General features: G+C 32.4%; 19 protein-coding genes. 17 read left to right on the top strand and 2 right to left on the bottom strand.

Translation table 11 applies throughout. From position 1 onward, the window contains the following. Positions 1-69 precede the first annotated feature (69 nt). The 17 genes from IHE43_RS09580 (at position 70) to IHE43_RS09495 (ending at position 12872) form a co-directional block, all read left to right on the top strand. Positions 70-810 (top strand): hypothetical protein, encoded by a 741-nt coding sequence (locus IHE43_RS09580; RefSeq protein ID WP_192187724.1) that lies wholly within the window; start codon positions 70-72, stop codon positions 808-810. A 454-nt stretch (positions 811-1264) separates the two neighbouring features. Next, on the top strand, positions 1265-2365 hold the full coding sequence (locus IHE43_RS23515) for an NAD(P)H-dependent oxidoreductase (protein WP_225585448.1): 1101 nt from the start codon (positions 1265-1267) through the stop codon (positions 2363-2365). A gap of 12 nt (positions 2366-2377) precedes the next feature. Continuing rightward, positions 2378-2734 carry a DUF4180 domain-containing protein gene (locus IHE43_RS09565; protein ID WP_192187723.1) on the top strand — a complete coding sequence of 119 codons (357 nt, stop codon included), beginning with the start codon at positions 2378-2380 and terminating at the stop codon, positions 2732-2734. A 60-nt stretch (positions 2735-2794) separates the two neighbouring features. After that, on the top strand, positions 2795-3136 hold the full coding sequence (locus IHE43_RS09560) for a nuclear transport factor 2 family protein (protein ID WP_192187722.1): 342 nt from the start codon (positions 2795-2797) through the stop codon (positions 3134-3136). A 151-nt stretch (positions 3137-3287) separates the two neighbouring features. After that, complete coding sequence (locus tag IHE43_RS09555; RefSeq protein ID WP_192187721.1) at positions 3288-3773, top strand: SRPBCC domain-containing protein; 486 nt, start codon at positions 3288-3290, stop codon at positions 3771-3773. Positions 3774-3853: 80 nt separating this feature from the next. Further along, on the top strand, positions 3854-4267 hold the full coding sequence (locus tag IHE43_RS09550) for a hypothetical protein (protein ID WP_192187720.1): 414 nt from the start codon (positions 3854-3856) through the stop codon (positions 4265-4267). Positions 4268-4458: 191 nt separating this feature from the next. Continuing rightward, positions 4459-4827: a nuclear transport factor 2 family protein gene (locus IHE43_RS09545; RefSeq protein WP_192187719.1), complete on the top strand. Its 369-nt coding sequence runs from the start codon at positions 4459-4461 to the stop codon at positions 4825-4827. 125 nt (positions 4828-4952) lie between these two features. Continuing rightward, positions 4953-5999 (top strand): serine hydrolase, encoded by a 1047-nt coding sequence (locus tag IHE43_RS09540; RefSeq protein WP_192187718.1) that lies wholly within the window; start codon positions 4953-4955, stop codon positions 5997-5999. Between the two features lie 3 nt (positions 6000-6002). Then, positions 6003-6428, top strand: a complete 426-nt coding sequence (locus IHE43_RS09535) for a DUF1801 domain-containing protein (protein ID WP_192187717.1) — start codon at positions 6003-6005, stop codon at positions 6426-6428. A gap of 283 nt (positions 6429-6711) precedes the next feature. Next, positions 6712-7809: an MBL fold metallo-hydrolase gene (locus IHE43_RS09530; protein ID WP_192187716.1), complete on the top strand. Its 1098-nt coding sequence runs from the start codon at positions 6712-6714 to the stop codon at positions 7807-7809. 168 nt (positions 7810-7977) lie between these two features. Continuing rightward, positions 7978-8508: a GNAT family N-acetyltransferase gene (locus IHE43_RS09525; protein WP_192187715.1), complete on the top strand. Its 531-nt coding sequence runs from the start codon at positions 7978-7980 to the stop codon at positions 8506-8508. Between the two features lie 26 nt (positions 8509-8534). After that, on the top strand, positions 8535-9659 hold the full coding sequence (locus IHE43_RS09520; RefSeq protein WP_192187714.1) for a lactonase family protein: 1125 nt from the start codon (positions 8535-8537) through the stop codon (positions 9657-9659). Positions 9660-9865: 206 nt separating this feature from the next. Next, positions 9866-10390 (top strand): GNAT family N-acetyltransferase, encoded by a 525-nt coding sequence (locus tag IHE43_RS09515; RefSeq protein WP_192187713.1) that lies wholly within the window; start codon positions 9866-9868, stop codon positions 10388-10390. Positions 10391-10470: 80 nt separating this feature from the next. After that, a complete protein-coding gene (locus IHE43_RS09510) occupies positions 10471-11052 on the top strand; it encodes a TIGR00730 family Rossman fold protein (protein ID WP_192187712.1) in 582 nt (193 codons plus the stop codon). Positions 11053-11225: 173 nt separating this feature from the next. Further along, complete coding sequence (locus IHE43_RS09505; protein ID WP_192187711.1) at positions 11226-11693, top strand: SRPBCC family protein; 468 nt, start codon at positions 11226-11228, stop codon at positions 11691-11693. Between the two features lie 123 nt (positions 11694-11816). Further along, entirely contained in the window at positions 11817-12185 is a 369-nt protein-coding gene (locus IHE43_RS09500; RefSeq protein WP_192187710.1) for an iron chaperone, read from the top strand. Between the two features lie 6 nt (positions 12186-12191). Then, the gene (locus IHE43_RS09495) at positions 12192-12872 is read left to right on the top strand and encodes a 2'-5' RNA ligase family protein (protein WP_192187709.1); all 681 of its coding nucleotides are present in this window, start codon (positions 12192-12194) and stop codon (positions 12870-12872) included. A gap of 119 nt (positions 12873-12991) precedes the next feature. Here the strand turns inward: IHE43_RS09495 and IHE43_RS09490 are convergent, their stop codons facing one another. Together IHE43_RS09490 and IHE43_RS09485 are read right to left on the bottom strand one after the other, a co-directional pair. Then, the gene (locus tag IHE43_RS09490; RefSeq protein WP_192187708.1) at positions 12992-13351 is read right to left on the bottom strand and encodes a VOC family protein; all 360 of its coding nucleotides are present in this window, start codon (positions 13349-13351) and stop codon (positions 12992-12994) included. A 36-nt stretch (positions 13352-13387) separates the two neighbouring features. After that, positions 13388-13816 carry an SMI1/KNR4 family protein gene (locus IHE43_RS09485; protein ID WP_192187707.1) on the bottom strand — a complete coding sequence of 143 codons (429 nt, stop codon included), beginning with the start codon at positions 13814-13816 and terminating at the stop codon, positions 13388-13390. Positions 13817-13830 lie beyond the last annotated feature (14 nt).

Here is a 13830-nt window from a genome sequence, read left to right as displayed (position 1 = left end):
TATATCTTCTTGCTTTCAAATTGGACAGTTAGCAGTAATTGGAAGAAACATAACCAAAAAATAGAAATAATGAAAAGAACTCTAATTTTATTCAGTTTCATTTTACTAATTAGTTGTAACAATGATGAAGAAGTTGTCGAAAATGCAATCCAAGTTTCTGCAATGAAATATACTGTAGCAGAAGATGTTGAAAGTTTTGATACTATATACAGTCAAGAATATACTTTTGATAGTGATGGAAAAGTATTATCCGAAACTTTTACAAATTATTTAAATCCTCAATTCAATTACAAAAGTACATTTGAATACAATAACCAAGGAAAGCTTATAAAAGAAATAAGAAATGGTCAAATATTTTGTTATATAAATTGGAACGGGAATGTTGCTGAATTGTATAATGAATCAAATCAAAAAATTTCAGATTTTAAATTTAATAATGAAAATTTAATTGAATATAATGATGGCTACATCAATGGAAATATTAAAAATCATAAATATAATTATGACACTAATGGAAATGTAGTTTCAATAGAAAATCAAAACGAAGTTTTTGTTGAATATTTAAATTACAATAAAAGTATAGCAAATCCAATGAACTTAATTAAATCAATAGGAGTTTTAAGATTAGATTACAAACCATATTTCAAAAACTTCTTTGCCATAGAAAAAGCGTATCCTTATGAAGAAACAGATTATACATTTCCTCTTACACATTATGGCTACCAAAATACTTTAGATTCAAATAATAGAATAATTACTTTAACAAACAACAGAAATTTAATTTATAAAGAAACATTTGAGTATAATTAAAACACCTACTGCTAACAACAAACGCTATAAGGGATTTGGGCAATAGGAGACTGCTTAATTTCAAAATACGAACGAGTAAAATAATTATTATGAAAAAATTGATTCCAAATGGCCGTATTCTGTTTCTGCTCAGGGGGAAATGGCTTTAGGACAATCTTATGTCGATGGTAGTGATTTGTATTTTGTAAGACAATAAATTTCTGCGAATTCGTTTTCCTGGTTCTTATGAAAAAGAAACGTAATCGCTAGCCCCGATGGGAGTGATATCCTTTTGTGATCTCGTTTGAAGAACGAGACTACAAAAGATATAGCGGACAGCGGGACTGAACGTTCTTTTAAAAATGAAACCTTCTGCTTCCGAATAAAAAAATGCTCGTCAAAAATTGAAGAGCATTTTTTATTTTATTTCTACTCAGGTTTAATTTGTATTTTCGTTTAAGAAAAAAAATCTGTTATGGACCATTCTTTAAAAGAAATACTTTGGAGGCAATTTGGCGGAAGCATTGATATGTTAAAAAATGCTATTGAATTTTGTCCGGAATCACTTTGGGATACGGAACAGCAATTTGGATATAATGCCTTTCATTGTGCCTTTTTTCTGGATTATTATTTAACTCTTGATCCGAGAGGTTTTACCCCTCCAGCGCCCTTTTCTCTTTCAGAATTTGAAGACAGGATGCCTGAAAGAGTTTATACAAAAAAGGAAGTATTGACTTATTTAGAATTTTGCAGAGAAAAATGTCGTAATCTGATTGCTACGATGACGGATGAAATTTATAGAAGTAATTGGGAAAATGAATCGGGAACAATGCGCTACAATGTTGTTGAAATTTTACTTTATAACATGCGCCATGTGCAGCATCACGCGGCACAATTGAATTTATTATTGCGCCAAAATATTGATAACGCTCCAAAATGGGTTCGTGAAGCAAAAAAACAAACTTTATTAATATCGATTATGAATATCTTACTTGTTTACAGTCATCCGAGTAAAAAGTCCTACACTTTTCAGGTTCTGGAACATTTGAAATCCAAAATTTCAAAACAAAACTGGAATCTTGAAATTTCGGATTTATACGATATGAATTTCCAGAGCGATATGTCTAAAGAGGAATATGAACGAGAAGGATTTGCCAAAACAGAACTTCCAATTTCTAATGACGTTTTGGATGAACATGACAAAATCGAAAAAGCGGATTGCATTATTTTTCTTTATCCGGTTTGGTGGAGTGATTGTCCGGCAAAATTAAAAGGCTGGTTTGATCGGGTTTATTCTGTTGGATATGCGTACGGGCAAAATGATACTTCTCAAAAGATGAAAATCATTCCGTTTGGGCTTGTGATTTGCACAGCCGGACATCCAAATGAGTTTTTATCCGAAATAAATATGGCACAAAGTATGGAAACCATTATGCTGGAAGACCGACTTGGAAAACGTTTCGAAAATAAAGAAATGCTGATTTTAGGCGGGACTTTAGAATTGGAGAAAGTGATGGAGTATCATATGAAACAAATTGAAGAAGTTGTTCAAAAAATAAAAGATTATTTTGGCTAACTTATATCAAAAATGAAATTAGAAACCCATATCATAAACAATACAAGGATTGCCGAAATAGTTAGCGAAGAGATTCTAATTAATTCTATTGAAGAGGGCGCTCAGTTATTGGTCGACATTTATTATCAGGATTTTGACAGAATTATTCTTTATGAGAAAAACATAATGCCTCTTTTCTTTGATTTGAAAAACAGAATTGCCGGCGAAATACTTCAAAAGTTCTCCAATTTCAGGGTACGTTTGGCAATTATTGGTGACTTTAAAAAATATGAAAGTAAAAGCGTTAAAGACTTTATTTTTGAAAGTAATAAAAACCGACAAATCAATTTTGTGAGTAATTTGGAAGAAGGATTGGAAAGGCTGTCCTAATTTTTATTATTAATTTATTAATTGGACTAATAAGGAAAATCTAAAATATTTTATTTTAAAATGACAATAGAAGAAATCATTGACAGACAAATGTCTGCATTTAATAACAAAGACATTATAAACATGATGTCCCTATATACTGAAGACACCAAGATTTATAATTTTTCAGATTATTCATTAGTAATTAATGGCAAAAAAGAATGTGAAGAAATGTTTGTTAGACTATTTGAACAATCTCCTGATTTGAATGCCGAATTTATAAAAACTATTTACTTTAATAATAAAGCCATAGTGCATGAATATGTTTATGGGCGAAATGGAATTAATGAGAAAAAAGAACAAGTGGTTATTTTTGAAATACAAGACGAGAAAATAAGCAGAATGGATATTATGAGAGAGTAAAAATACTGATTAGCAGGTATTAAATTCAAAAAATCTAAAATCTAAAATTCCAACCTGTCTGAAACGCCCCTTAAAATTGTCTCACAAACACCCTAACATATTGATTTTTAGAACGTAAATTTGTTATTTAACTTTCTAAAAATGATATAAAATGAGTGCGCAAGATTTTACCACAACCCTAATAGTTGAACAATCTCCGGAAGAAGTTTTTAATGCCGTTACCAATGTTCGCGGCTGGTGGTCTGAACAAATTGATGGCAATACAGGCAAACTGAATGATGAATTTGACTATCATTATGAAGATGTACATCGCTGTAAAGTTAAATTGATTGAAGTCATTCCGAACCAGAAAATTGTTTGGCTGGTGGAGAAAAACTATTTCAAATTCACTGAAGACGAAACAGAATGGACAGGTACAAAACCAACTTTTGAGATTTCAGAAAAAGACGAAAAAACGGAGCTTCGTTTTACACATGTTGGCCTGGTTCCGGATTATGAATGTTTTGATATTTGTAGAGATTCCTGGACGAATTATATTCAGAATAGCTTAAAAAAATTGATTACAACCGGAAAAGGTCAGCCCAACGGCAAAGACAAACCGCAAACGGAAAACGAAAGAAAACTGAGCGCGAAGTAATTAGGATAACAGAATAATAGATTTGGTTCACTATACTATCGATAATTTTCATAAATTAGTGCAACTAAAAACCAAAATTTATGAACCCTGTTTTAAGAAATACTTTGGCCGTAATTGCTGGTCTTTTTGTTGGAAGCATTGTAAACATGAGTATAATTTTAATGAGCGGTTCTATTATTCCGCCCCCGGACGGAGCTGATAATACAACTATGGAAGGTTTGCAAAAAACGATGCATTTGTTTGAACCAAAACATTTTATTTTTCCATTTTTGGCACATGCAATCGGGACATTTGCTGGCGCAATCACAACCGCTTTATTGGCATTCAATCACAAAACAAAACTGGGTTTAATTATTGGAGCTTTCTTTTTGTTAGGTGGTATTGTAAGTGTTTGCTCTCTGCCTTCGCCAATGTGGTTTACGGTTGTAGATTTAGTTTTTGCTTATATTCCAATGGCTTATTTAGCAATTAAATTGGTCAAAAGAAGAGCCTAGAAAAGTAATTTTATTTCACCGATAAACATTTTTACATTACCGAATTAGGTTAAAAAGAATTTAAAAAATTGGGTATTGACACTTCTCAGATCAAATCAGAAAATCTCTAAAAAACTTCAAATTTCCGGCTTTATTTACTTGAAAACATACTTCTAAATTTCATAACTTAGTTTGTTTTTAATTTTAGAATCATGACTAAGAAATATATTGCCCAGGAATTTTTAAAACTCGCTGCAAATGGGCATTCACACGAAGCTTTCAGGCTTTATATAGGCGAGAATTTCAAACACCATAATGCTTATTTTAAAGGCGATGCCAATACTTTGATGATAGCCATGGAAGAATCTTCCAGAAAAAATCCGAATAAGACTTTCAAAATTCATCATGCTTTAAGAGACGGCGATTTGGTTGCGGTACACTCCTGTGTTAAACAAAATTCAACTGACTTAGGCGCGGCCGTCGTGCATATTTTTAGATTTGAAGCAGACAAAATAGTAGAACTTTGGGATTTGGGACAAGCGATTCCAAAAGAAACGATTAACGAAAACGGAATGTTCTGAAATGAGTTTTCAGTCGAAGTCGCAGTTTTCAGCCTCGTAACTGTCAACTGGGACTGTGACTGAGACTGAGACTGCAAACCTGAAACAAAAAAACTGAAATTAAACCTAAAACCAAAAAACTTTTAATGAGCTCAATTTTCCGTATTTCCTTCTTTATCTCTTTCGTTTTATTATTTTCGAACTACAATTCATTTGCTCAAAAAAAGAATTATGCTGCTCAAATTGACAGTTTAATTAAAGTTGCCGATCCTAAATTTAATGGTGTAATTCTGATTGGCCAGAACGGAAAAACCTTGTATAATAAAGCTTACGGTTTTGTCAATTTTGAGACTAAAAAACCTTTAAAATTAGACAGTCAGTTTGAAATTATGTCGAACACGAGACAGATTACAGCCGTTTTAATTATGAAAGAAGTCGAACAAGGGCGAATCAATTTGCAGGCACCCATTAAAAAATATTTGCCGGAACTGAAACAAACCTGGGCAGATTCTGTGACTGTTCATCAATTATTAAATCACACGCACGGAATAGTCGACTTAGAAAAACCGCTATTGTTTAAACCCGGAACCGAATTTAAATATGGAAATATGGGCTATCCTTTTTTGGGGAAAATAATTGAAGTTACCACTAAAAAAAGCTACTCCGAAGTAGCAAATGCATTTTTCAAAAAGTTAAAGATGAAAAATACATTTTGTTATTCAAAAGATAAAATTGAAAATTTAGTCTCAGGTTATATTAACACTAAAGGCACTTTCGAAATAGTGAATCAAACCATGATTACTAAAGAAAATACTCCTTCTTGCGGAATTGTTTCAACCGTTGGCGATTTAGCGATTTGGAATGAAAATTTCCATAAAGGAAAACTGCTAAAACCAGAAAGTTATCAATTAATGTTTAAATACAACATAACAGCACAACACAATTTCTTTGGAAAAGAAAAAGAAGGCTACGGTTATGGCATTAGAATAATTGAAAAAGATGCTGTAAAATATGTTGGACATACCGGTCTTGGGGATGGGTTTTCTTCCATAAATTTGTATTTCCCCGAAAGTGATATGAGTTTGATCGTTTTAGAAAATCAGATGAATGAAGATTCAAACTTGTTTTATGCTTCTGAAAGTAAAATCAAAAATATTCTCTTTAAAAGCGATTTACTTCATCCAAAAAAATAAGCCATGGCAAAAAATAAAACTACTGAAACAGAAACCAGTGTTATAGATTTTATAAACACTTTTGTAGATGATGCAGCAAAAAGAAATGATACTGCCGAATTGATTACAATAATGCAGAAAGTAACTGGTTTTGAACCTAAAATGTGGGGACCAAGCATTATTGGTTTTGGAAGTTACCATTACAAATATGCCAGTGGGCACGAAGGCGATGCACCCCTTGCAGGGTTCTCGCCAAGAAAAGCCGCTATTTCGCTTTATACTTATCTGTCTGAAGAAAATAGAGAGGATTTACTTTCTAAATTAGGAAAACATAGAGCGGCTAAAGGTTGTATTTACATCAAAAAACTAAGTGATATTAATGTAGAAATTCTCAAAGAAATGGTTTCCGTTTCAGTAATAGAATTACAAAAATTATATCCTCAAAAATAATCTTTACAAAATTTCATGAATAAAATATTTTTAGAGAATAGTTCTCAACAAGAAAATGATGCTTTTATATTAGAATTTATATTCTTTTTAATTTTTATAACGCTTCTTTTGTTTTGCATTTACAACCGTAAAAATGTTCTAAAATATTTTTTAAGAAATTTTCCTATCAATGAATTTCAAAGTCTTCGCTTATATTTGGGGTTGACAACCTTAACTATAATTGGCTTGATCTTATCTTTCAATTTTATATTAAAAATATTTTCATTCTTATAATCTCACAAAAATGATTCTCACATCAATAATTCTCTTACTAGCTGTAATTTTGTACTTTTTATTCCATCCAAGGTTTGGGAAACAACCTTCCGGAGAGAGACTTGCTTTAATACAAAAGTCACCTCAATATAAAAATGGAAAATTCGAAAATGAAAATTTTACTCCGGAACTTGCAGAAGGTTACGGGTATTATGATGTTTTAACCGAATTTTTATTTAAAAAGGTAAATAGAAAAACCCCAACTGATCTTATTCCTTCTGTAAAAACCAATTTAAAAGAACTCTCTTTAAATCAGGATGTTTTAGTTTGGTTTGGACATTCCTCTTATTTCATTCAGCTTGAAGGCAAACGTTTTTTAATTGATCCTGTTTTCAGCGGCAACGCCTCTCCTATTTACGGAACCACAAAAGCCTTTAAGGGAACTGATATTTATACCTATGATGATATTCCTGAAATAGATTATTTACTGATAACACACGACCATTATGATCATTTAGATTATAAAACTATTATGGAACTGAAACCAAAAATAAAAAAAGTAATCACGGCACTTGGTGTTGGTTCACATTTTGAGTTTTGGGGCTTTTCAGCAGAAAATATTATCGAAAAAGACTGGCACGAAAAAATAGAATTAGATCAAAATTTAACGCTCTATACAGCTCCATCGAGACATTTTTCCGGCCGAAGTATCAAACGCTGTAATACACTCTGGACTTCTTTTATTTTAGAAACCAAAGATTTCAAAATGTATCTGGGCGGAGATAGTGGCTACGATTCTCACTTTGCAGCAATTGGCGATAAACATGGCCCTTTTGATATTGTGCTTATCGATAATGGTCAATATAATCCGGCTTGGAAATACATCCACAACTTACCGGAAGATGTAATAAAAGCGATGAAAGATCTAAAAGCTAAAAGAGTGTTTCCGGTGCATAATTCAAAATTTCCTTTATCACTTCATTCCTGGGATGAACCTTTGATTAAAGTAACGGAATTGAATGCCAATTCTGAAAATCCTATTCCGCTAATTACACCGAAAATTGGCGAATTGGTAGAATTAAAAAATGAAAAACAAGAATTTCAACAATGGTGGAAAGGGATTAGATAATTTTAGATTTTAGATAGTAGATTTGAACCCTAACAAAAGACCATTTAGCTTGTCATTCTGAGGAACGAAGAATCACACTAGAAAATCCTCAAAGTAAGTCGCCAATCTTTGTCGATTCACTTGTGTGATTCTTCGTTCCTCAGAATGACAAAAAAACTAAAAAAATACATGAATACATCAAATCATATTATTAGAAACGCAAGTCCTTCAGAATTTGAAGAAATAGGAAAACTGCTTATTAGCGTTTATTCCCAATTAGATGGTTTTCCGAAAGAAGAGGAGCAACCCAATTATTACAAAATGCTGGCCAATATTGGCGATTTTACCAATCATCCGGAAACGGAACTTTTGGTAGCGGTTGACAGCAATAATGCTATTCTGGGTGCAGTTGTTTATTTTAATGATATGCAATATTATGGTTCGGGCGGAATTGCAACTCAGGAAAAAAACACAGCAGGATTTCGATTATTAGGTGTCGACAATAAGGCACGCGGCAAAGGAATTGGTAAACTTTTGACGCAGGAATGCATAAAAAAAGCAACAGAAAATAATTTAAATCAAGTTATAATTCATTCGACTTTAGCGATGCAAACCGCTTGGAAAATGTACGAAAACATTGGATTTCAAAGGTCTGAAGATTTAGATTTCATGCAGGGAGAATTAGCCGTCTTTGGCTTCAGATTAAAAATTAGTAACTAAAATTAATTTTCAAAAAAAACAATACTTTGAAACTAAAAATAACCTTTCTGACACTTGCCTTTCTTGTAACTTCTGCTATTTTTTCTCAAAATACTTATGTCTTTTTGGGAAGTTATAATAAAGATAAGAATGCTGAAGCAATTCAGGTATATCAACTTGATACTTTAAAAGGAAAACTGACCAAAGTTACTTCTGCAAAAAATGTCATAAATCCGTCGTATCTAACCATTTCTCCAAACGGAAAGTACGTATACGCTTGTACAGAAACCAAAACACCAAATGACGGAAATGTCAGCAGTTTTGAATTTAATCCTCAAAACAAAACTTTAACTTTTCTAAACAAACAAAGAAGCGGTGGTGAAAATCCGGTGTATGTTTCTGTTCATAAAAGCGGAAAATGGTTGGTGAATGCCAATTATACTGAAGGAAGTGTTTCGGTTCATCCTTTATTAGAAAATGGAAAAATAGATTCGCTTGCGCAGAATTTCCAATATACAGACGGAAGTGTTCATAAAGAAAGGCAAACGAGATCGCATGTGCATTCGGCTGTGTTTTCTCCTCAAAATGATTATCTTTTTTTACCCGATTTGGGGGCAGATAAAATTCGGTGTTATCGTTTTGATACAAAGTTGAAACAACCTTTGGTGGAAACAAAAAATCCGTTTACCAAAACAGATTTAGAAGCGGGACCAAGACATTTTACTTTCCATCCGAATCAAAAATTTGGGTATTGTATTGAAGAAATGGCCGGTGCGATTAGTGTTTATCAATATGACAATGGAACGTTGGACAAAATTCAACGCATCAATACCCATCCTGATAAAATTACGGGAGGTTTTGAAAGTTCAGACATTCATATTTCTCCTGACGGAAAATTTCTTTATGCCACAAACCGTGGAAAAGAAAACAACATCGCGATTTTTTCTATTGATGAAAATGGACTTTTGAAAAACATTGGATATCACTCAACTTTAGGAAAGCATCCGAGAGTTTTTGCTCTTGACGAAAGCGGAAAATTTCTTGTTGCCACAAATGTCAATTCCGGAAATGTGGTCGTTTTTAAAAGAAATGAGAAAACAGGTTTATTAAAGAAAACAGGAAACGAGATTAAAATGGAAAATGTTTCTTGTGTTCAGGTTAAGAGGATATAAATATTAAATTTCACGCAGATTTAAACAGATTTAAGCAGATCTACATAGATTTCCATTCCCATTTTGTTATCCTGACGGAGGAAGGATCACACTAGTGGCTCGACAAAGATTGGCGATTTTGATTGCGGAGTCTCTTGTGTGATCCTTCGTTCCTCAGGAGGACAAACAGTAACTTTAATCTGCGGTAAAATAAAAAACAGTAAAAAATGAAAAATACAGAATTCAATTTACAACCAGATTTCTTAGAAAACGAAATCACAAAATTAATTCCGTTAGAAGAAAAACATTTTGAAGCATTATTTGAAGCCGCTTCCGACCCACTAATTTGGGAACAGAATCCTGTCAAAGACCGGTATCAAAGAGAAGGTTTTAAAACTTTTTTTGAAATCATAATTACAAAAAGCCCATTCTTAATTCTCGATAAACAAACAAATGAAATAATGGGAACAACCAGTTTTTATGATTACAATCCCGAAAAATCGAGCGTTGGAATTGGCTACACATTTATTACAAGAAAATTTTGGGGTGGTCCGTATAATAAATCAAACAAAAGATTATTGATAGATTATGCTTTTCAGCATGTTAATTCGATTCTTTTTCACGTTGGATCGGAAAATTTCCGTTCTCAAAAAGCCGTTTTAAAACTTGGAGCCGAAAAAATCAATGATATGATGTTTAACATCAATGGCGTTGAAGTACCTTATTTTGAATACGAACTTCGAAAATTATGAATTGTGAATTGTCAGATGTAAAACGTGCAAAAACTATTATACCATTTTACATCTAACTTTTAACATCTAACACTAAATAAATGAAAAGAATAACTGTTTTCTGCGGTTCCAGTTTTGGAACCGAAGCCATTTATGCCGAACAAGCGACCTTACTTGGCGAAACTTTAGCTAAAGAAAATATAGAACTGGTTTATGGTGGCGCAAACGTAGGTTTAATGGGCGCTCTGGCTGACGGCGTTTTAAATAATGGCGGAAAAGCAATTGGTGTTCTACCAGATTTCTTAAGATCAAAGGAAATTGCTCATTTAGGTTTAACTGAATTGATTTTGGTAGAAAGCATGCACGAAAGAAAAACCAAAATGAATGATTTATGCGATGGCGTTATTGCGCTTCCGGGCGGCTTTGGAACGCTGGAAGAACTTTTTGAGATGTTAACCTGGGCACAATTGGGACTTCATAAAAAACCTATTGCAATTTTAAATATCAATGGCTTTTATAATTCTTTAATTGAATTAACCGAAACAATGGTCGAAAAAGGTTTACTGAAAGAAGCGAATCAGAAAATGCTTTTGGTAAGCGATGATATTGATGATTTATTAAAGCAAATGAGAAATTATACGCCACCTACAGTTGGAAAATGGATTGATAAAGAGAAGTTGTGAGTTAAATGTAAGATGTAAAAAGTTGAAAATTGAAAGTAAAAAGTTAGACACACATCTGACAACCTATATGTAATACTTTTAAAATTAAACAATTAGAGTTATATTTACATCTTCACTTTGATACAGCGCTAAACCCCTAACCTTTAACTCATAACCTTTAACTTCCCACAAAGATGAAAACAGAAAATAACAAATTCGCAAAAGCCGAAATGCTGATTAGAAAACCTGTTTCAGAAGTTTTTAACGCTTTTATTGATCCGGAAATCACGAGCAAATTTTGGTTTACAAAGGGCTCAGGCAAATTAGAACAAAATAAAAAAACAGAATGGACCTGGGAAATGTATGGTTTTTCTTTAACCGTCACGACTCATGTTTTACAGGAAAATAAGAAAATTGTAATCGAATGGGGAAATCCTGAAGAAAGCACTTTGGTAGAATGGGGGTTCACACCATTAAACGAAAATGAAACTTTTGTTAGTATAACAAATTCTGGCTTTAAAGGCGATTCAGATAAAATAATCGATCAGGTTCGTAATTCTACTGAAGGTTTTACTTTGGTTTTAGCCGGCGCAAAAGCGTATTTAGAACATAAACTTCAATTGAATTTGGTTTTGGACCGTTTTCCAAAAGGACTTGCCTAGAAATGCGAACTTAACCGCAAAGTTCGCAAAGATTTCCGCAAAGTTGCCGACTGTTTAGCACGCATTCTATGATAAAATGCGTGAGATTTATCAACCAGTTCTTTAAAATAAATTGAATTAACAATGGAAACTAAGAAACCATTAAACATCGACGAATACATTGGCGCTTTTCCAAATGATGTTCAGGAGATTCTGGAGAAAGTTCGAATGACGATTCAAAAAGCAGCTCCCGATGCGACTGAGAAAATCAGTTATTCAATGCCGGCTTTTGAGCAAAACGGAATAGTGGTTTACTTTGCGGCTTTTAAAAATCATATTGGTTTGTATGCTTTACCAAGTGGTCATGAAGCATTTCAGGAAGAACTTTCTCGATATAAATCCGGAAAAGGTTCGGTTCAATTTCCCTTTAATAAGCCGATGCCGTATGATCTGATTACCAAAATTGTAAAATTCAGAGTCAAAGAAAATCTCGAAAAAGCGAAAAAGAAATAAATATAAATGAATTTACAAGAACATTACAATCGACTTTATCAAAAATCTTCTAAAGCTATTTCTGAAGGAAACTATATCATTGAGAACCAAATTAATGATGTATCAGACTCAAGATTTGGAATAACTTTATTGATCCGCCCAAGCGATGAAATAAAAGCTAAAATTCAGTTGTTTTTAGAAGAATTAAAAGAAGTTGATTCTACACAATATTATTATCCCAATTCAGACATTCATATTACGGTACTGTCCATTATTTCGTGTTATGAAGGTTTTACTCTGGATAAAATCAGGATTGAAGAATATATCGAAATCATTCAAAAAAGTTTAATTGATGTAGATAAAATTAACATCGGTTTTAAAGGTGTTACAGCCTCACCTTCTGCAATAATGATTCAGGGTTTTCCAACGGATGAATCTTTAAATAACTTACGGGATAAATTGCGTGAGAACTTCAAAAAATCAACTTTACAACAAAGTATTGATAGTCGTTATGCCATTGCGACTGCACATTCAACCGTTATGAGATTTCAGGAAAAACTCCGAAATCCAAAGGAATTACTAGAAGTTGTAGAAAAATTTCGGGATTTTGATTTTGGAGAATTCGAAGTTGATAAATTGCAATTAGTTTGTAACGATTGGTATCAGCGGAAAAGCAATACCATTAATCTGGCAGATTTATATCTATAGATTTTTTTAGCCACGAATTGCACGAATTTACACTAATTAAATAGCAAAGTTTTAAGCTAAACTTAATTTAAACTCAATATAATTCGTGAAAATTAGTGAAATTTGTGGCAAACTTTCATTTACTTAAACTTCCCAAAATGCCATAAAACACCAGAAGGATCATGCAGAAAACATTCGCTTCCCCAATCTAAATGACGTGTTGGAGTTAGTTTTACGCCATATTTCTCCGTTAGGTTTAACGCTAAAAGTTCGTTGTAATAACGATTGACATCATCAACTTCTAAGAAAATCATGGTGTTTTCGATCCATTCTTTAGCATAATAATCCTGAAGATAAAAGGCAATTTCTCCTGTTTTAAAAACAGAAAACTTTGGATCTAAAATTGTTTCTTCAAATCCTAAATCTTGGTAAAAACTTCTGGAGATTTGAAAATCTTTAGCTCCAATAAATAGGCGTATGGATTGGACATTATGATTCATTTTTTTCAAATTTAAATTTAGAAAATCTTCCCTAATTTAAGGAAACCAATCAATACCATTATCAAGACGATCCAGAAAATCTGTAAAAGAAGTCCCAATTTCGATATGATACTTAGTATTTAAATCAATAAAAGGAGAAAGAATTATTTTGATATTCTCGTTTTTATCCAATGTAATTCCAATAAATTCTCCACTTCCATTTGAACCAATTCCGATAGTATGTTGTAATTCTTCTACTATATTGTAATTTTTATTGGTTTCAATAATTTCTTCTAAACTCCAAAGGTTTATAAATTCAACACCAATGAATTGATCTATACCGTGATAGTTCTCAAGATAAAACACATAATCTTTCGGAAGTTTTAATTTCGAATATAATTCAATATCAATTATTTCAACAGTAGAATTTACATCTCTTTTTGGAAAACTATATTTTTTAATTATTCTTTCTAGATGTTCTGTCATAATTTACTTTTCGA

The organism is Flavobacterium sp. MDT1-60 (genome assembly GCF_014844035.1).
Lineage (GTDB): Bacteria > Bacteroidota > Bacteroidia > Flavobacteriales > Flavobacteriaceae > Flavobacterium.
The sequence above is the reverse complement of the archived record's forward strand: the minus strand, read 5'-3'. Positions and strand labels throughout refer to the sequence as shown.